This is a genomic window from uncultured Ruegeria sp., from assembly GCF_947504215.1.
Taxonomy (GTDB): Bacteria; Pseudomonadota; Alphaproteobacteria; order Rhodobacterales; family Rhodobacteraceae; genus Ruegeria.
This window is the reverse complement of record NZ_CANNGO010000002.1, coordinates 176,727-195,268: the sequence shown is the minus strand read 5'-3', so window position 1 is coordinate 195,268 and position 18,542 is coordinate 176,727. Positions and strand designations below refer to the sequence as shown.

The 18,542-nt window shown below is 55.4% G+C and carries 21 protein-coding genes; 11 read left to right on the top strand and 10 right to left on the bottom strand.

Annotation, left to right across the window (positions count from 1 at the left end; translation table 11 throughout):
• Positions 1 to 167: 167 nt before the first annotated feature.
• The 5 genes from Q1B21_RS06260 to fabD form a co-directional block, all read right to left on the bottom strand.
• Complete coding sequence (locus tag Q1B21_RS06260; protein ID WP_298936096.1) at positions 168 to 911, bottom strand: 1-(5-phosphoribosyl)-5-[(5-phosphoribosylamino)methylideneamino] imidazole-4-carboxamide isomerase; 744 nt, start codon at positions 909 to 911, stop codon at positions 168 to 170.
• 122 nt (positions 912 to 1,033) lie between these two features.
• Complete coding sequence (locus tag Q1B21_RS06255) at positions 1,034 to 1,573, bottom strand: GNAT family N-acetyltransferase (RefSeq protein ID WP_299076150.1); 540 nt, start codon at positions 1,571 to 1,573, stop codon at positions 1,034 to 1,036.
• A gap of 138 nt (positions 1,574 to 1,711) precedes the next feature.
• Positions 1,712 to 1,945: an acyl carrier protein gene (locus Q1B21_RS06250; RefSeq protein WP_008756330.1), complete on the bottom strand. Its 234-nt coding sequence runs from the start codon at positions 1,943 to 1,945 to the stop codon at positions 1,712 to 1,714.
• 210 nt (positions 1,946 to 2,155) lie between these two features.
• The gene (fabG, locus tag Q1B21_RS06245; protein ID WP_299887211.1) at positions 2,156 to 2,893 is read right to left on the bottom strand and encodes a 3-oxoacyl-[acyl-carrier-protein] reductase; all 738 of its coding nucleotides are present in this window, start codon (positions 2,891 to 2,893) and stop codon (positions 2,156 to 2,158) included.
• 42 nt (positions 2,894 to 2,935) lie between these two features.
• The gene (gene fabD, locus Q1B21_RS06240) at positions 2,936 to 3,874 is read right to left on the bottom strand and encodes an ACP S-malonyltransferase (RefSeq protein WP_299887208.1); all 939 of its coding nucleotides are present in this window, start codon (positions 3,872 to 3,874) and stop codon (positions 2,936 to 2,938) included.
• Between the two features lie 175 nt (positions 3,875 to 4,049).
• Here fabD and Q1B21_RS06235 point away from each other — a divergent pair, with 175 nt between their 5' ends.
• Entirely contained in the window at positions 4,050 to 5,276 is a 1,227-nt protein-coding gene (locus Q1B21_RS06235) for a cytochrome b/b6 domain-containing protein (RefSeq protein ID WP_299887205.1), read from the top strand.
• A gap of 66 nt (positions 5,277 to 5,342) precedes the next feature.
• Here the strand turns inward: Q1B21_RS06235 and Q1B21_RS06230 are convergent, their stop codons facing one another.
• Positions 5,343 to 5,915: a YceI family protein gene (locus Q1B21_RS06230; RefSeq protein ID WP_298936106.1), complete on the bottom strand. Its 573-nt coding sequence runs from the start codon at positions 5,913 to 5,915 to the stop codon at positions 5,343 to 5,345.
• 126 nt (positions 5,916 to 6,041) lie between these two features.
• Positions 6,042 to 6,560, bottom strand: coding sequence for a hypothetical protein (locus tag Q1B21_RS06225; protein ID WP_298936107.1), 519 nt, complete (start codon positions 6,558 to 6,560; stop codon positions 6,042 to 6,044).
• 286 nt (positions 6,561 to 6,846) lie between these two features.
• On the opposite strand from Q1B21_RS06225, the gene rpsF reads away from it, so the two are divergent.
• From rpsF to Q1B21_RS06195, 6 genes are all read left to right on the top strand, one after another.
• Complete coding sequence (gene rpsF, locus Q1B21_RS06220) at positions 6,847 to 7,200, top strand: 30S ribosomal protein S6 (RefSeq protein ID WP_298936108.1); 354 nt, start codon at positions 6,847 to 6,849, stop codon at positions 7,198 to 7,200.
• Positions 7,201 to 7,228: 28 nt separating this feature from the next.
• The gene (rpsR, locus tag Q1B21_RS06215; RefSeq protein ID WP_058310770.1) at positions 7,229 to 7,456 is read left to right on the top strand and encodes a 30S ribosomal protein S18; all 228 of its coding nucleotides are present in this window, start codon (positions 7,229 to 7,231) and stop codon (positions 7,454 to 7,456) included.
• 12 nt (positions 7,457 to 7,468) lie between these two features.
• Positions 7,469 to 8,089, top strand: coding sequence for a 50S ribosomal protein L9 (rplI, locus tag Q1B21_RS06210; RefSeq protein WP_299887200.1), 621 nt, complete (start codon positions 7,469 to 7,471; stop codon positions 8,087 to 8,089).
• Positions 8,090 to 8,284: 195 nt separating this feature from the next.
• Complete coding sequence (locus Q1B21_RS06205; RefSeq protein ID WP_299887571.1) at positions 8,285 to 8,728, top strand: lytic transglycosylase domain-containing protein; 444 nt, start codon at positions 8,285 to 8,287, stop codon at positions 8,726 to 8,728.
• A 237-nt stretch (positions 8,729 to 8,965) separates the two neighbouring features.
• Positions 8,966 to 9,667 (top strand): LuxR family transcriptional regulator, encoded by a 702-nt coding sequence (locus tag Q1B21_RS06200; RefSeq protein ID WP_298936111.1) that lies wholly within the window; start codon positions 8,966 to 8,968, stop codon positions 9,665 to 9,667.
• A 108-nt stretch (positions 9,668 to 9,775) separates the two neighbouring features.
• Positions 9,776 to 10,630: an acyl-homoserine-lactone synthase gene (locus Q1B21_RS06195; RefSeq protein ID WP_298936112.1), complete on the top strand. Its 855-nt coding sequence runs from the start codon at positions 9,776 to 9,778 to the stop codon at positions 10,628 to 10,630.
• 95 nt (positions 10,631 to 10,725) lie between these two features.
• Here the strand turns inward: Q1B21_RS06195 and tig are convergent, their stop codons facing one another.
• The 3 genes from tig to Q1B21_RS06180 all read right to left on the bottom strand — a co-directional run bounded on the left by tig (position 10,726) and on the right by Q1B21_RS06180 (position 15,287).
• The gene (gene tig, locus Q1B21_RS06190) at positions 10,726 to 12,057 is read right to left on the bottom strand and encodes a trigger factor (RefSeq protein ID WP_298936168.1); all 1,332 of its coding nucleotides are present in this window, start codon (positions 12,055 to 12,057) and stop codon (positions 10,726 to 10,728) included.
• Between the two features lie 183 nt (positions 12,058 to 12,240).
• Positions 12,241 to 13,365, bottom strand: a complete 1,125-nt coding sequence (locus Q1B21_RS06185; protein ID WP_299076165.1) for a porin — start codon at positions 13,363 to 13,365, stop codon at positions 12,241 to 12,243.
• Between the two features lie 305 nt (positions 13,366 to 13,670).
• Positions 13,671 to 15,287, bottom strand: coding sequence for an NAD(P)H-hydrate dehydratase (locus tag Q1B21_RS06180; RefSeq protein ID WP_299887194.1), 1,617 nt, complete (start codon positions 15,285 to 15,287; stop codon positions 13,671 to 13,673).
• A gap of 169 nt (positions 15,288 to 15,456) precedes the next feature.
• Here Q1B21_RS06180 and Q1B21_RS06175 point away from each other — a divergent pair, with 169 nt between their 5' ends.
• The 4 genes from Q1B21_RS06175 (at position 15,457) to Q1B21_RS06160 (ending at position 18,541) form a co-directional block, all read left to right on the top strand.
• Positions 15,457 to 15,795, top strand: a complete 339-nt coding sequence (locus Q1B21_RS06175) for a P-II family nitrogen regulator (protein ID WP_050602105.1) — start codon at positions 15,457 to 15,459, stop codon at positions 15,793 to 15,795.
• Positions 15,796 to 15,827: 32 nt separating this feature from the next.
• On the top strand, positions 15,828 to 17,234 hold the full coding sequence (glnA, locus tag Q1B21_RS06170) for a type I glutamate--ammonia ligase (protein WP_298936115.1): 1,407 nt from the start codon (positions 15,828 to 15,830) through the stop codon (positions 17,232 to 17,234).
• A 150-nt stretch (positions 17,235 to 17,384) separates the two neighbouring features.
• The gene (locus Q1B21_RS06165; protein ID WP_299076171.1) at positions 17,385 to 17,663 is read left to right on the top strand and encodes a hypothetical protein; all 279 of its coding nucleotides are present in this window, start codon (positions 17,385 to 17,387) and stop codon (positions 17,661 to 17,663) included.
• An 83-nt stretch (positions 17,664 to 17,746) separates the two neighbouring features.
• The gene (locus Q1B21_RS06160) at positions 17,747 to 18,541 is read left to right on the top strand and encodes a lytic transglycosylase domain-containing protein (protein ID WP_299887189.1); all 795 of its coding nucleotides are present in this window, start codon (positions 17,747 to 17,749) and stop codon (positions 18,539 to 18,541) included.
• Position 18,542: the final 1 nt, after the last annotated feature.

Genomic DNA, 18,542 nt, shown 5'->3' with positions numbered 1-18,542 from the left:
ATACCCCGGCCCGGGGTCCGGGGGCAAGAGCAACGGCATGTTCCGCACCGGCATCCTGTCGCCGATGGCGGCGTACAAAACGGTCAATGCCTGTCTGCTCATGCCGATAGAACGAAAAAGCCGCCTCTCCATGAAACGGGAGAGGCAGATCGCAAACCGTTCAGGAGTTATTGAAACTGGGCCACGCGCTCGTGTGCAGCTGTTGCAACTTCCAGCGCTTCGGATAGGTCAACGGTTTTGCGGAACAAGGACCGCCCCACCAAAGCACCTGCGATATTAGGGATATAGGCAAGTCTCGAAATATCGTCAGATGTGCGCACCACACCGCTGGCGATCACTGGCGTGCGGGAGTGCTGCGCCAGACCCGAAATCAGGCCCAATTGCGCCTCGATGTCTTCCATATCGCTATCGATATCGGTGACCAGAATGGCCGCAAACGGCGTGTCGGCAAATGCATCAATGAATGCCTCAGGCGAAAACGCGCTTTGACTGCGCCACCCTTCGGTCATCACAAACCCCCGCCACACATCTACGGCAAGCACGATTTGATCCGGGTACAGCTTGGCCAATTCTTTGACCAGGTTCGGATCCCATGCCGCAAGCGTACCAATAACAATCCGCCCGGCTCCTTTGTCGATCCAGTGCTCCACCTGTTCACGGGTGCGCATCCCACCGGCCAGTTGCACGGGCATTTCCGCTGTGCGGATGATCTCTTCGACCAGCTCGACATTGGTATTCCGACCTTCGATCGCATCGAAATCCGTCAGGTGCATCCATTCGGCCCCGGCCGCAGACCAACTGCGCGCCGTTTCGGTTGGATTCACATGCCAGATCATCGCCTGTTCCAGACGGCCTTTGTCCAGCGTGACACACCGGCCGTTCTGCAATTCCATCGTGGGGTAAATCCTCATGAGCTTGTTCCTCCGCTCAATCGCTCTGAAAATCCAGCATACCATACACGTGAAAGATCATCCCGATTCTACAAGATCGGCACAGTTTGAGCATTTTGCGGCATGTCAGAGTAACGGCGGAATCACGCTCGGGCCGGCGGCCCGTTCCGCCGCAACAGATGCACGGCCGTGTTTTTGTATTCCGCTTCGCGCAACAGCACATAACCCAGCTTTTTCGCAAGCTTTTGCGACGCACCGTTGGTCGCGTCGACCATTGCAACCAGGGGCCCTGGCATGATCCGGTCGAACCAGTCATGCGCAGCCTGTGCTGCTTCATACCCCAAGCCCTGACCCTGCACCTCAGGCGCTAAAACCCATCCGGCCTCAGGGAACCCATCGAAATCATCACCCATGTCGCGGTTACCGTAGAAGAATCCGGCCTGCCCGATCAGCTTGCGATTCGATTGCTGCAGAACACCCCATTGCCCGAAACCCGCCATATGCCAATGGCCAGCATTCCGCAAAAAGGAATCCCAGGCCTCTCCGCGCGATCGCGGTAACCCACCGATATGGCGCACCACACAAGGGTCGCGCCAAATCTCGGCGAACCTGTCGAAATCTTCTGGCCGCATAGCGCATAGCGTCAAGCGGGCCGTGTTTATCATCGGGGTGGATCTTATCATGCCCTGCCCGCCTGGAATTATGCCTCAGGGGAAACAGTGCAAAGCGTCAAAGTATTGCGCAAGCATGAATTCAGAGCAGGCACAAAAAAACGGCGCTCCCGTTGCCCGGAAGCGCCGTTTTCTTTGACTTCGAAACGCTTAGGACGCTTCGCTGATGAATTTGACGGCGTCGCCAAAGGTCTGGATGGTCTCGGCGGCGTCGTCGGGGATCTCGATGCCGAACTCTTCTTCGAAGGCCATAACCAGTTCTACGGTGTCCAGGCTGTCTGCGCCCAGATCGTCGATGAAGGAAGCATTTTCAGCTACTTTGTCTTCTTCAACACCCAGGTGCTCAACAACGATCTTTTTAACGCGATCTGCGACGTCGCTCATGTCTATTCCTCATTCCATTTCAGGGCGATACGCCCGGTTCTGCCCTTGCCCGCTCGGGGTGGCTTTGGTTTGCCCGTTCCGGGCGGTTAGGGTCCCGGCTTTCCGGGAAAGTAGAAGGCCGACCTTAGCGACCGACCCCTGCATAGATGCGCCGCCTATAGCACAGTCGACGCAAGAGGCAAACGCTTTCGCACTTGCCCCTTACTGCGTTCACAACATGGCCATACCGCCATTCACATGCAAGGTGCTTCCGGTAACATAAGCAGCCTCAGGACTAGCCAGGTACACGACGGCGGCTGCAACTTCCAAGGGCTCACCCATACGTCCGGCAGGCACTTGCTGCAACAGGCCTGCTTTTTGTTCTTCTGTCAGCTTTTCGGTCATCGCCGTTGTGATAAAGCCTGGGGCGACTGCGTTCACGGTTATGCCTCGTGTGGCAACTTCATGTGCCAAAGCCTTGGAAAAGCCAACCATTCCAGCTTTGGACGCGGCATAGTTGGCCTGACCCGGGTTGCCAATCGCCCCCACAACGGACGAGATGTTCACAATCCGGCCCCAACGAGATTTCATCATCCCGCGGATCACGCCTTTACACAGTTTCATGGTGGCCGTCATGTTCACGTCAATGACGCTCTGCCATTCGTCGTCTGACATGCGCATAAACAGATTGTCCCGCGTGATGCCCGCATTGTTTACAAGAATGTCGACGGACCCCATGGCCTCGGCCGCTTGTTTTGGCAAAGCTGCAACCGCCTCAGAGTCACTCAGATTGCAAGGCAGTACATGGGCGCGTTCGCCCAGCTCATCCGCCAAAGCCTGCAGAGGTTCGACCCGTGTGCCGGACAATCCTACGGTCGCACCTGCATCATGCAGAGCGCGCGCGATATTGCCGCCGATACCGCCAGATGCACCGGTGACCAGCGCGTTCTTACCTGTCAAATCAAACATTCGGTTTTCCTCTTGGTTCGTCTTGTGTGACGAGTTTTGAGCTTACGATTCGGCCTCGATAGCCTTTTGTACGTCTTCCGGTGTGCCCACAGCCTTGCCCGCAATGGCACGGTCAATCTTTCGGATCATGCCCGACAGCGCCTTGCCCGCACCAATTTCCCATGTCTCGGTCACGCCTTGGGCCGCCATGTATTGCACGCTTTCGCGCCAGCGGACTGACCCGGTGACTTGCTCGACCAGCAAGTGCCGGATCAGGTCAGGGTCGCTGACTACGTCGGCACGCACATTTGCGATTAAGGGCACTGCAGGCGCCACTATCTCGACAGCCGACAAAGCTTCTGCCATCACATCTGCGGCAGGCTGCATCAATGCACAATGGAACGGCGCACTAACCGGCAGCATCACTGCGCGTTTTGCACCCTTGTTTTTGGCAATCTCAGCCGCGCGTTCAACCGCAGCCTTGGATCCGGACACCACGACTTGCGTCGGATCGTTGTCATTGGCGGCCTGACAGACCTCGCCTTGCGCTGCTTCATCTGCAACGGCGCGCACAGCCTCCAGATCCAGCCCCAAGATGGCCGCCATCGCACCTTCCCCGACCGGCACCGCGCTTTGCATCGCCTGACCACGTGTGCGCAACAAGCGCGCTGTGTCGGCCACGGTCAACGCCCCCGCTGCGGCCAGTGCCGAGTATTCACCCAGCGAGTGACCGGCCACAAATGATGCGTTGGTAACCGAAACGCCCTCAGCCTCCAGCGCGCGCATCGCGGCCATTGATGTGGCCATCAGTGCCGGCTGTGCGTTTTGGGTGAGTGTAAGATCGGCAATATCGCCTTCCCAGATTAAGCTGCTCAGCTTCTCCCCCAGCGCTTCGTCCACCTCATCGAATACAGCCTGTGCGGCAGGATATGCCTCAGCCAATGCTTTGCCCATTCCAATGGCCTGGGCGCCCTGCCCGGGAAAAACGAACGCAAGTGTCATTGCAACCTCATGGATGACGTCAAGTTGCGGCGGGGTGTAAACTGACATGGGTCGCGGCACAAGCATTGCGTTTGCCCTGCATTTTGGCACCCTGGCTGTGCATTTCCTCAGGCTTGTGCCTCAACTGGTTGGCATTAGTGTAGGCTCAACCAAGCAACCCCGGAGCAGTCAAGAAATGTCCTCGACCAATACATTCTCCAGCTACGGCAGCGTGACCAAAGCCTTCCATTGGCTGACCGCATTATTGATCTTCACCGCCCTACCCCTTGGCTGGATCTCCAATAACTTGGCGCACGCCATATATGACCCGACAATCCCGACAACCGAAGCAGACATCGCAGCGGCCTCTCAGTTGTTTTCGCTGCACAAGACGGTTGGCGTTACGGTGTTCGTTGTGGCACTTGCCCGAATTTTGTGGGCAATGACGCAAACCAAGCCAGGCCTTCTGAACGCAGAAAACAAACCCGAGGCTTTCGCCGCTGAGATCGTACATTGGATGCTGTATGCGTCATTGGTTCTGGTGCCGCTGACCGGTTGGACCCACCACGCCGCAGCCGAAGGTTTCGCTCCAATCTTGTGGCCCTTCGGACAAAATCTGCCATTTGTACCCAAATCCGCATATCTGGCCGAGGTAACCGCTGGCCTGCACTGGTTGTTCATTTGGGTATTGGTCGGCTCCTTGGCGCTACACATTATGGGCGCCCTCAAGCACCATGTAGTAGATAAAGATAGCACTCTGCGCCGGATGCTACCTGGTCGGTCCGAAGCACCCGAACCACCCAAGCAGAATCACTCTATTGTTCCAGCCGTTGCTGGTTTTGCCGTTTGGATAGCCGTTCTGGCAGGCGGTTGGAGCATGGGTATCTTCTCAGATCACTCCTCCCAAGGCATCGAATCTGCTGAACTGGAAGCGGTGCAATCAGACTGGCAGGTTCAGGAAGGCACCCTTTCGATAACCATCACTCAATTGGGCAGCCCGGTGACTGGCACATTTGCCGAGTGGACTGCTGCCATCACTTTTGACGATCCGCCCGAGCCTGGGCTTGCGGGTTCGGTCGACGTGGCAGTGGCCATCGGATCGCTTGCCTTGGGCACGGTCACTGATCAGGCCATGGGCGCCGATTTCTTCGACAGTGGTCAGTTTTCGACCGCGCGATTTGACGCCGATTTGTTCAAAACCGATGCCGGTTACGAAGCGCGCGGCCCTTTGACCATTCGCGACAAAACACTCGACGTGGTGTTGCCTTTTACACTCGAACTGCAGGACAACAGCGCAACGATGCTTGGTGAGCTTGAACTTAACCGTCTGGATTTTGACATCGGAGCTCAGATGCCCGCGGAGGATTCGCTTGCCTTCGCCGTGAATGTCGCAGTCGAATTGACAGCGACCCGAGGCGAATAGCTCCAATCATAAAAAACCGCCGGGGCGAAGGCCGCCGGCGGTCTTTGTGGTGTCTGAAAGGCAGGGTTAATCGGCCTTTTGCGCCTCAACCGAGATCTGGATCTGCACATCATCGCTGACAAAGGGCGCGAACTGGCCCAGATCAAACTCGCTGCGCGTAACGGTGGTGGTGGCATTGAAACCAGCCCAAGGCTTGTTGGCCATCGGGTGTTGATCAACCTTGTTGAGCTTGGCGTCCAGAACGACCGACTTCGTCACACCGTTCATGGTCAAATCGCCGGTGATATTGGCTGTGCCTTCACCGGTTACTTCGATACCCGTCGAAGCGAACGTGATCATGTCGCCCTCGGCCGCGCCGAAGAAATCTTCGGTCATGAAATGATCTTCGCGCGGCTTCCAACCCGTGAACATCTCAAGCACCGGCATGGATACGTTCACGGAAGATGCCGCAGGGTTTTCCTGATCAAACAGAATTTCGCCTTCAAACCCCGAGAACATGCCGGTGGTGGTCGAAAAACCAAGGTGGTCATAGCTGAAAACGACTTGGCTGTGGCTTGGGTCCAGAACGTATTTCTCGGCGCTGGCGAATGCCGACGTCGCCGATACGGCCAGTGCAGCAGCAAGAAGGGTGGATTTCATGACAATCTCCGCGTTTTTTGTGTTTGCAAACCGTTTGGGTTGCTCAAAAACAAAATGTGCCGCCTAACGGCGGCACACAAGTACTTTCGATTCACAGAGTCTGTTCCTTTTTGAACAGAATAGAATCTAGGCGAAAATTGTTACGCTCTGGCTCAGTTGCCCTTTCAGCGCTCGGCTGACATCCGCCGATTGCAGCGGTAGTTTCATCAGCAGGCTGCCGTCCACGTCATAAAGCTGCACCTCATCATCGTCGAAACGGGCACCGCCCAGGGTGTCATAGCTGCGGCGCAGTACAGTTTGCGGGCGCCCTTCCTCGTTCTTCTGCAACACCCGAACTTCTTGACGAATGGGATCGAAATAGGCGTCAGGACGAGGATCCAGAATTTCGATGGTCAGAAGACTGACACCAACAATCAGAAACAACATCGATGCCGCCAACTTCAGCGGCCAGACATCTGCACCAACCACCGATCCCGGCATCAGCCACATGGAAAACGCCGACAGGATCAGGAACGCGCCGAAAACACGCGACAGGATCAAGCGGGCTTTCCAGTTTGGTGCAAATGAAATCATCAAGGGCACAGAGTGGTCGAAACGCGTGCCTGACGCTTGTTCTTGGAATGTATTAGTGTTCATCGCGGTCATAACACTTCGCCCTATATAACGATACCGTCTCAGGTTTTTTGTCCGTCCGGGTCGTGCCCGGTATGCGAAACAACTTTGAGCCGAAAAGCGTCAGGAATTGGGCGGCCTAAAGGAAATTGGGCGGCGTCTCGAAGGCATCTGTGGCAGGGCTTGCTACGGACGTACAAAAGTGTATACGGGGCCATCCTTCGCACTATTTATGAATCGCGCAGCCTCTCGTGGCAGGGTCGCGAAGGACGAACTGGCCCCGCCTTTGAAATGCGCCTCGATATAAACAGGAGTGAACATGCCACTGTATGAGCATGTAATGATCGCGCGTCAGGACTTGTCCAACACGCAGGCAGAAAGCCTCGTCGAACATTTCGGCACCGTTCTGGCTGACAACGGCGGCAATGTCGTCGACAGCGAGTACTGGGGTGTCAAGACGATGGCCTACAAGATCAACAAGAACCGCAAAGGCCACTATGCCTTCCTGAAGACCGACGCCCCCGCTGGCGCCGTTCAGGAAATGGAGCGCCTGATGCGTCTGCATGATGACGTCATGCGTGTTCTGACCATCAAGGTCGACGGCCACGTCGAAGGCCCGTCGGTTCAGATGCAGAAACGTGACGAACGTGGCGACCGCCGCGAGCGTCGTTGATCAAAGCCTGAAGAAAGGACACTAAACCATGGCCGCAAAACCATTTTTCCGCCGCCGCAAGGTCTGCCCGTTCTCGGGCGATAACGCGCCAAAGATCGATTATAAAGACACCCGTCTGCTACAGCGCTATGTTTCCGAGCGCGGCAAGATCGTTCCCTCGCGTATCACTGCCGTTTCGGCAAAAAAGCAGCGTGAACTGGCCCGTGCTATCAAGCGCGCCCGCTTCCTCGCCCTGCTGCCCTACGCCGTGAAATAAGGAGAGACTGACATGCAAGTTATCCTTCTCGAACGTGTTGCTAAACTGGGCCAGATGGGCGACGTCGTTGACGTCAAGCCTGGCTTCGCCCGCAACTTCCTGCTGCCCCAAGGCAAAGCGCTGAGCGCGTCCGAGGCCAACATCGCCTCGTTCGAAGCCCAGAAAGCGCAGCTTGAGGCGCGCAACCTGGAAACCAAGAAAGAAGCTGATGCACTGGCTGAAAAGCTGGACGGTCAGCAGTTCATCGTGATTCGCTCGGCTTCAGATTCCGGCGCTCTGTACGGTTCGGTCACCCCGCGTGATGCAGCCGACGCCGCCACCGAAGCAGGGTTCTCCGTCGACAAAAAACAGGTCGCCCTGATTGCTCCGATCAAGGATCTGGGTCTGCATACTGTCGCGGTTCGTCTGCACCCCGAAGTTACAGTCGAAATCAGCATGAACGTCGCCCGTTCGCAAGAAGAAGCCGAACTGCAAGCGTCCGGAAAATCAATCCAGGAGCTGGCAGCTGAAGAAGAAGCTGCTGCTGAATTCGAGATCGCCGAACTGTTTGACGATATCGGCTCGGCCGCATCGGAAGACGAAGATCTGGCACCCGAAGCAACTCCGGCTGAAGAAGACGAAGCCAAGGCCTAATCGCCCTGACTTCTAGAATTTGAGGGTCGCGCAGCTTTTGCGCGACCTTTTTTATGAGTATTCGGGACGAGCAACATTTGGCCAGATTTTGACCATAAGCTTGCGGTTTGACATTCGATCCATATCATCATCTCGCGCAGCTTGGAGATCAACATGGCAGTATTCTCGCGTCGCCATCTTACGGCAATCTTGCTTATGGCCCCTTTGGCCGCCTGTGGCGGGGCAGAAGTGTCTCGCGGGGACCCGCAGACGTTTGATCCCCCACTCTATCCAAATGAAACTCCGGAATTGCGCGCCTCAATCAACAAATGGGCCGATCACTATGAGTTGCCGCGCGAATTGGTTCATAAACTGGCGATCCGTGAAAGCACGCATCGTCCTTGGGCCGTCAACCGCCCGTATTATGGCCTGCTGCAGATTTTGCCTGCTACTGCGCGCTCGATGGGCTACTCAGGCAATGCCGAGGGCCTGCTGAATGCAGATACAAACCTGGAATTTGCGGGAAAATACCTGCGTGGCGCATGGCTTTTGTCCGATGGAAACCAACAACGGGCGATCTTTCTTTATGCGAAAGGATTCTATCCCGAAGCTAAGGCCCGCGGCATGTTGGTGGAAACGGGTTTGAGGCCTGCGCCTTAGCGTTTTGAGCCCAAAACCTCTGGATTTGACCAGCAGCCAAGGCCACACAGTGATAAAAATGCTCTAATTACCTGATCCAGTATGGCGAAATGCATAGACAAATCGTGCGTCGCCTTGTCATGTTTTGAAAAGTGTGGTGTTCTCATCGCCGTGAGGTAAATGGGTTCCACTCTAAGGTAATGGCACGCTCGACGACACCATCGGGTTGCCGGATGGGCCGCAGCTGGTAGGCAACATATGGAAATTGTCGATCTAAGCACCCTACCGGATTCAGAAACTCGGTATACTGAGTTTCTGCGACAGATCTGTGAAAAACACGATATGGATCATGCGGCCTATGCTGGCATGAACCCAACTGCGGGCACCGTGGCTGGGTATGTGACCTATGGTGATGAGTGGAAAGATCACTACCAGTCGCAAGGTCTGATTATGATCGACCCGACCATTCACATGAGCCGCCGCAGCATTGCCCCTGTGGACTGGAGCCGACTGGAACGCAGCCCCGATTTTCAGCGTGTTTTCAGGGACGCACATGATTTTGGCCTTCCGAGCCAAGGTGTAACGATCCCGGTGCGCGGTCCTTATGGTGACATTGGATTACTTAGCGCCACACGTGACTGCAGCAAGGAAGAATGGCGTAAACTGTACACGCACGTCATAGGCGATCTGCAGTCGATGGCTGTGCACATTCACGACAACGTTGTTACCTCTGATGAGTTCACGAGCGCGCTTTATCATCCGACATTGTCCACCCGCGAAGCCGAGATTTTACAATGGGTGGCCGCTGGCAAGTCGCAACAGGATATCGGCGATATTCTGTCGATTTCGCACCGCACGGTAGAGGTTCATCTGCGTTCAAGCAGAGAGAAGCTAAGTGCCTTGACGACCCCGCAAGCAGTGGGTCGCGCAATAGCAATTGGCCTGATTACCCCAGGGTAACCTAAAAAATTTCTAAATTCCGCCTAAATACGGGAAACCCCCAATAGAAAAACCCCTTCAAAACGGTAACGTCTAGTTTACCGAACAACCACTCGAAGGGGGAAAGAAATGATCATCGTAGTTGATGGGCTGAACAGACACCTGTTTGGCGAGGTTCTTGACGAAATGTTTGAGTTGAGAGCAAGAGTATTTGGTGGGCGCCTGGGATGGGACGTCAAAATCGAAGATGGCAAAGAGATCGACGAATTCGATCATCTGGACCCGGCATATGTAATCGGACTCGACGACGGGGGGAATGTCGTCGCAGCCGTGCGTGCCCTACAGACCACTGGACCTCACATGTTGTCCGACGTGTTTTCCGCCATTCTGGACGGTGAAGCACCATTGCGCAGCGCAACCGTCTGGGAATCGACGCGCTTTTGTGTGGATACCCAACGCCTGAACCGCGGCAAGGACAAGAACTCGGTCGCTTATGCGACATCCGAGCTAATGATTGGGTCTCTGGAATATGCCAAGAATGCTGGCATTCAGGATATCATCACCGTGATTGATCCCGTGATGGATCGCGTTCTGAAAAGATCCGACAACGCACCCTACGACTATGTTGGGAAAAAAGTGCAGATGGGTAAAGTCCCGGCGCTCGCCGCGTTGCTAGATTGCTCAGACGAACGCATCTCACGAGTTAGAAACTTCGCTGACATTCACCACGATGTCTTCCTCGAAGAAGAACAGGCGTTGGAGCTGTTCGCAAGCCGGAAAGATGCAGAGCTTAGCCCTGCGAACCACGACCACAAACCACGAACAGACCTTGAGAAGTATTTCGTTGAGCAGATGAGTGCGGCGAAAAACGAAGCTGAAAGGCAAGATGTCTTAAAGCTGATCGAGGCACTGTCTCACACATTCACGCCAGAGCAAAAGACCGCTCTGCTAAAGACCCCCCGTGCTTTTGCTCATGAGGCTTGACCCCCTCACCTCATAGTACAAAGCCACCCATGCGGAGTCGCCTAATTTCAGGCGGCTCCGCTTCTATTTGCGCCCCTTGACGGGGAGGAAGAGGATTATTCCTCTTCCAAATCCTCAACGGCTTTTTGCAGATCGTCTTTGCTAACTTCTTTGTCAGCCACCTGAGCCAGTTCGAAGACATAATCGACAACTTTGTCTTCAAAGATTGGCGCACGCAGCTGCTGTTGCATTTGAGCGTTCTGCTGGACAAACTCGAAGAACTGACGTTCCTGGCCCGGGTACTGGCGGGCCTGGTTCATGATCGCCTGGGTCATCTCGGCATCGGTCACTTCAACTTCTGCTTTCTGACCCAACTCAGCAAGCAGCAGACCCAGACGCACACGGCGTTCTGCCAGTTTGTTGTGCTCATCCGTCGGCTCGATCGGATCGTGATCATGGCCTTCAACTTCGGGGTTTTCCTCGTGCCAGAGCTGATGTGCGATTTGCTTGGCTTCCGCCTCGACCAATGAGGGCGGCAGATCGAAGGACACTTTGGTGTCCAGCGCGTCCAGCAAGGCGCGCTTCATGACAGCGCGCGACGCACCTGCATATTCCGCTTCCAGCCGCTCCGAGATTTGCCCCTTCAGACCATCAAGGTCTTCAGCGCCAAACTTCTTGGCCAACTCGTCATTCAGCTCTGCCGCGACAGGCTCCTTGACCTCTTTGATCGTGCAGCTGAATACGGCGTCTTTACCAGCCAGATGCTCGGCCTGATAATCCTCGGGGAAGGATACGTTAACGTCTTTTTCTTCCTCGGCTTTCACACCAACCAGCTGCTCTTCGAAACCAGGGATAAAGCTGTTCGAGCCGAGAACCAGCGGGTAATCTTCGGCCGATCCACCTTCGAATTCTTCGCCGTCGACCTTACCAACAAAGTCAAACACGATCTGGTCGCCGTCCTTGGCTTTCGAGCCCTTGCGGCGCGCTTTGAAATCCTGAGCAGTTTCGGCCAGGTTGTTCAGCGCTTCTTCAACGGCTGCGTCGTCGGCTTTGACCACCAGCTTTTCCAACTCGACCGATTTCAGGTCAACTTCAGGGATCTCGGGCAGCGCCTCGTAGGACATCGCGACCTCAACGTCATCGCCTTCTTTCCAGTCCTCATTGGTCATCTTGACCTCGGGCTGCAGGGCCGGACGTTCGCCGCTGTCTTCGAAATGCTGGTTCATGGCACCGTCGATGGTTTCCTGCATCGCTTCGCCCAGAAGACGCTGGCCAAACTGCTTTTTCAGCAGCGCCATCGGCACCTTGCCTTTGCGAAAACCCTTCATCTCGACTTCAGGCTGTGCTTCGGTCAGTTTCTCGTTGACCTTATTGTCCAGCTCGGCCGCAGATACGGTGATGTTATAGCCGCGTTTCAGACCTTCGTTCAGCGTCTCGGTAACCTGCATTATGGTAGTCCCCATAGGATTCGGGGCGCGCAAAACGGCGCGCCAGGCAAATTTGACGCCTTCTATTTGTCCTGCCGTCTACGTGCAAGGGGCAACTGGCCAATCCGCCCTGTTTTAGTGGGGTGTCAGACAAAAAAACGCCCCGGAACTGGCCGGGGCGTGTCTATGCAATCCCAGCCAGGATCAGAACCTCCAGCGCGCGCCCAAAACCCAGGCCTCGTTCTTGTCGAAAGACGTACCGTCATCAAAATCATGAGTCCGGTACTTCAGGTAGGCATCGGTGTTGATGCTGTCGATCCGCTGAACAACCGCGACGCCCCAGGACTTGGTGCTGGAGCCGTCGCTTTCAAAGTCGGAGCCATCGTAATAGTCGACACCAACCCCGGTTTTGCCCCAAGACACCCAATCGCCTTCGTAAGCAATCTTGCCATACCAGAAACTCGGGTCAGAAACGCCGACCTCTTCCTCATCACGGGTGCCTGCCGCAAAGGTAAAGCTTAACCCGCTGGGCATCAGCACCGAAGCTGACCCGATGGTGTCCTTGCGATCCCCGGAGTTATCGTCACGCGAGCGAACTGCGTAAGCAAGCGATGCCGCGAATTCGATACCTCCAGCAAACGTGGTCTCATAGCCGACGCCGACGTCATAGTAGTCATCGTCATCACTGCTGGACAAGATATTCTGACCATAGGCGATGCCAGCTGAGAACCCATTTAAGTCTGGCGTGTCATACCGCACACGACCACGGCGCGAGCCGTCAAAGTTATCGCTGGAATCGCCGACTGTGATGTCACTCAAAACACCGTCCGTTCCGCGGTAGAAAAAGCCCGAGTTTTCATCGTTGGTAAATGAATACAGCGCCGTTCCAACATAAGACAGGTCGGTCTCGGCCGCCCCATCCGACACCATGCTGCCCTGGCCAGCCGAAACTTTACCCCAACTGCCTTTCAGACCGAAATCCACATGCCGAATATCCGAACGCGTCCAACCGCTAAAGTCGGTTCCCAATTGGTTCCATTCGGACGAGCTTGGCAACCCAAGCGCTGTTTCAAAACGGAATGTAAACTCATTGCTGCCAAACGGTTGCAACAGGCGCAAACCAACGCGGCTGTTCGAAATGGCATTGTCCAACAAACGGGTTTCTGTCTGCTGCCCGTCGTCGACGGATATGATTGCAGGGTTGAGCTGGCCGTATAACAGGACGTAGCCACCACTATTGTTTTCATATTTCAGCTCGGCCGCGGCGGGAAGTGCCGTTGTAGCGGCCAATACTGCGGTTATGGACGAGAGTTTTAGATTGAAGGTCATTTCACTCACCTTGAAAGATTCCGATTTCCGGTACTGCTCAGATGATTATAGATCGCGAGCGTTCCAGTGGTCGCTGATCCGTTCTAAGCTAGCATTGTATTTTCGCAACAAAAGAACGCGCAAGCTTTGGAAAAATGATTTCACTTACAGGTACTTATAACATCATACACGAGTCGGCGCAGAGTCGGACAAACAAATTGTGCCGTCGACCGAGATAACTGGTGAACACCTGCTATGCAGTAACGCACATAGGTGTCGCTTTCTGTTCAACGGGTTGAAGCCCAGACGTTTCTTGCTCAACGCGTTCAGGTACTTAACTGCTTGAAAACCTCTGGGAGTTGTTCCGGTATATCTTCCGCAATGAGACCCGGACCAAAAAGCCGAGCGCATTCGACATGTAACCAAGCACCCGTTTCGGCAGCCTGCATCGGTGCGAACCCGCGCGCCAGCAAGCCGGTGATGAACCCTGCCAACACGTCGCCCGACCCTGCCGTCGCCAGCCAAGGTGCAGCCCGGTCATAATGTGCCGAATTGATCACGCACCGCCCGTCCGGTGCGGCAATGATAGTATCCGGCCCTTTGAACAGGATCACACACCCTGCCCGCACAGCAGCCTCTCGCGTGGCATCAACCTTGGAATAGGCCGGACCCTTGGTCGGAGTTGCAAGCAACTTCTCTGAGATATCGGGGAACAGCCGCGCGAATTCACCGCCGTGTGGGGTCAACACGCAATTCTCGTGTAGTTGGGCAAACAGCTCCGCAGGGTAATCCGCAAAAGCGGTCAACGCATCCGCGTCCAGAACCGTCGCGCGCCCAGTTTCCAAAGCTACTGGCACGAGTTCGCGCGCACGTTCTACCCCCAGAGCGGGACCAAGGCAGAGGGCGTTCAGTCGTTCATCTTGCAATACAGCCGACAACGCGTCAGACCCTTCGACCTGCCGCAACATGATGGCCGTCACCTGCGCCGCGACTTCCGTCTGCGCGTTCGGGGGTACGCCCAAAGTTACCAACCCCGCCCCGATGCGCAGAGCCCCGCGCGCGGCCAGCCGCGCAGCACCGGTTTTTCCAGGATTACCAGAGAGGATCAGAGCGTGGCCGTTTGTGTATTTGTTGCCCCCCAAGAGTTTGTCAAATCGATTGATAGGGTTGGCAAGCGTTACGACTGCTCGATCTTCGGCCGCAGATTTTTCAGCTTCCTCCCTAATCTCTTCTCCAGTTTGTGGTTTTCGTTCTGGATCGTTCACATACCCGACAACGTCCGCAAACGTTGGAAAGGCTTTTACAGGCAAACCAATATCCTTGACCACGACTTTTCCTGATCTTTCAGAGCCATCCGAAAGGTAGTGACCGAGTTTCGACCGGTGAAATGAGACGGTCAGGTCGGCTTTGCCGGAAACCCCTAACGGTTGTCCGCTATCCGAGCATAATCCAGACGGTACATCCACAGCGACTGCAACAAAATGCGGATGGCGCTTGTGAAGATATGAGAGCGAGTATGAGGCACTCTTGGGAATTGGGCGTGTCAGGCCGGTTCCAAACAATGCATCGATGTGCAAGTCACAGTTTGGCAACCAAAATCCCTCGCGTACGGGTGCGACCGCCCCCAATTGACACCAAAGCTCGTAGTTCGTCCGTGCATCCGGTGGCAGCTTCTCGGGGTCTCCAAACAGAAAGACCTCAACCTCCCACCCCCACTGCTTGAGCAACCGCGCAACGACAAACCCATCGCCGCCATTGTTACCCGGTCCGCACAAAACAACTGCCTTACCGGAGGTTTTTGCCAACTCTGGCCATTCCTCGAAAATTGCTTCGACAACGCCCTGCCCGGCCCGTTCCATCAGTTCCAGACCTGTCACCTGGCCGGACCCGATTGCGGCCTGCTCAATCGCCCGCATCTGCGCCGCTGTCAGCAATTCTGTCATCTCAAACCCTAACCCGATTCAATTTCGATTACTTTTTGTGCAAACCGACTAAAATTTCACCTGCCGATTGATTTCAGTACTTCCACCGCTGATCAATTCGGCAATCGCATTGCTGCACGATCTTAGACGTGATCACTGCCATTCTGACAACCATGCGAGGTGAGCCGGGATGAAAAAGATCGAAGCGATCATCAAGCCGTTCAAACTGGACGAAGTGAAAGAGGCATTGCAGGACGTTGGTGTCCAGGGCCTCAGCGTGATCGAAGTCAAGGGCTTCGGTCGTCAAAAAGGCCACACCGAGTTGTATCGCGGTGCAGAATACGTGGTCGACTTCCTGCCCAAAGTAAAAGTCGAAGTCGTTCTGGACGACGATCAGGTGGATGCCGCAATCGAGGCAATTGTCTCGGCGGCCAAAACAGACAAAATCGGTGACGGCAAGATTTTTGTCTCGCCCGTTGAACAAGCCATCCGTATCCGCACCGGTGAGACCGGCTCGGACGCGCTGTAATCGAACAATCTCAAATCAGAGGAACCAAGAGAATGAGCAAGGACGCAGTTCTTCAGCTGATCAAGGACGAAGGCGCAGAATATGTCGACGTTCGTTTCACCGACCCGCGCGGCAAGCTGCAGCACGTGACCCTGATGGCCGATCAGGTTGACGAGGATTTTCTGGAAGAAGGCTTCATGTTCGATGGCTCGTCCATCGCCGGCTGGAAGTCGATCGAAGCATCCGACATGAAGCTGATGGTCGATACGGACAGCGCCTATGTCGATCCGTTTTATGCAGAAAAGACCATCTGCGTGCATTGCTCGGTCGTCGAACCCGACACCGGCGAAGCCTACGAACGTGACCCGCGCGGTACCGCACAGAAAGCCGAGGCATACCTGAAGTCCTCGGGTATCGGCGACGCAGCATACTTTGGTCCTGAAGCAGAATTCTTCCTGTTCGACGACGTCCGTTTCTCGAACAGTATCAACAAGGTATCCTACGAAGTTGATGCAACAGACGCATCGTGGAACACCGACACCGAATACGAGATGGGCAACATGGGTCACCGTCCGGGCGTCAAGGGCGGTTACTTCCCGGTCAACCCGATCGACGAAGCGCAAGACCTGCGTTCAGAAATGCTGTCAACCATGAAGCGCCTGGGCATGAAGGTTGACAAACACCACCACGAGGTCGCCTCGTGCCAGCACGAGCTGGGTCTGATCTTTGACAGTCTGACCAAACAGGCCGATGAGCTGCAGAAGTACAAGTACGTCATCCATAACGTCGCGCATGCTTACGGCAAATCGGCCACCTTCATGCCAAAGCCGATCGCAGGTGACAACGGCACCGGCATGCACGTCAACATGTCGATTTGGAAGGAAGGCAAGCCGCTGTTTGCGGGCGACAAATACGCTGATCTGTCGGATGAAGCCCTGTGGTTCATCGGTGGTGTTCTGAAACACGCCAAGACCCTGAATGCCTTCACCAATCCATCGACCAACAGCTACAAGCGCTTGATCCCTGGCTTCGAGGCCCCCGTTCTGCGCGCCTACTCGGCCCGTAACCGGTCGGGTTGTGTCCGTATTCCATGGACCGAAAGCCCCAAGGCCAAGCGCGTCGAGGCCCGTTTCCCCGATCCGGCCGCGAACCCTTACCTTGCGTTTGCTGCTCTGCTAATGGCCGGTCTGGACGGTATCAAGAACAAGATCGATCCGGGCGAAGCCATGGACAAGAATCTCTACGATCTGCCCGCCGAGGAATTGGCCGACATCCCAACCGTTTGCGGCAGCCTGCGCGAAGCTCTGGAAGCTCTGGCATCCGATCACGACTTCTTGCTGCAAGGCGACGTGTTCACCAAAGATCAGATCGACGGCTACATCGCATTGAAGATGGAAGAAGTCGAAACCTACGAGCACACACCGCACCCTGTAGAATACGGAATGTACTACAGCTGCTAAGCAATAGGCTTTTGAAGACTTGAATGGGCGCCGTTGGTTCGGCGCCCTTTTTCCGTTTGATAACAAGTCGAAAGCAATCACCTTGACTGGCACGCCCGAACGTCGGAGCCTTTACCCGAGAAACCGCGATCGAAACTCTGGGAGAGTTCCATGCGCCTGATGTTAAAATTCACAATCCCGGTCGAAAAGGGCAACCAAGCCGAAAAAGACGGAACCCTTGGGCAGGCGATTGCCGCCTTGGTTAAAGATGTTAACGCGGAAGCGGCCTATTTTGCGCTAGAGGGCGGCAAACGGATGGGCATCGTTATCTTCGAAGAAAACGACCAAGCCCGCATGCCCGTAATCAACGAACCGCTATTTGCGGCCCTTGACGCTTCGATCGAAATTCAACCTGTTCTAACGGCAGATGATTTGCAGCGTGGATTGTAAAGTTATCAATCCGTACCGGGCTGCGTCGGCTGGATGCAAACCGGCCAGTTGATCTGGGCTCGATGCTCAAAAGGAAAATGCTCATGCTACGTTTCGCCTCTCTCATTGCCTGTGCACTTGTACTGCCATTGGGCGCGCTGGCTGCCCCTTGCGGCAATACCAGCGCTGGCTTCGAGGCGTGGAAAGCCGATTTCGCCAAGCAAGCGCGCAGATCGGGTGTGAAAAAGAAAGGACTGCAGGCTCTTGCGCAAACCCAGTACGCAACACGCACGATTGCTGCCGACCGCAATCAAAAAAGCTTCAAGTACTCGCTGGACAAGTTCATGCAAGTGCGTGGGGCCAATACTATCGTAGCGCAAGGGCGCAAACGCAAAGCTCGGAACCCGCAATTCTACGCAGCTCTTGAACGGCAATATGGCGTCCCCGCGGGCGTGCTGATTGCCATTCACGGCATGGAAACCGGCTTTGGGAACTTCATGGGAGATAGTCAGGTTGTGTCAGCAATAACCACTCTGGCCTATGATTGTCGCCGATCCGAGTTCTTTGTTCCGCACGCGATTGGTGCCTTAAAGCTGGTCGATCAGGGCAGCATCACAATGGCAACAAAGGGGGCAAAACATGGCGAGCTGGGCCATACACAATTCCTGCCCGGCAACGCACTTACGTATGGAGTCGATGCCACCGGCGACCGGCAGGTGGACTTTTTCAACATGACCGACGCGCTGGCCTCGACCGCGAATTTCCTGCGTAAGAAGGGCTGGAAACCCGGTCGTGGCTATCAGCAGGGGCAGCCGAATTTCGCGGTGATTCAGCAGTGGAATGCGGCGACGGTTTACCAGCAATCCATCGCGATTATGGCCGCCCGAATCGACGGGTGAA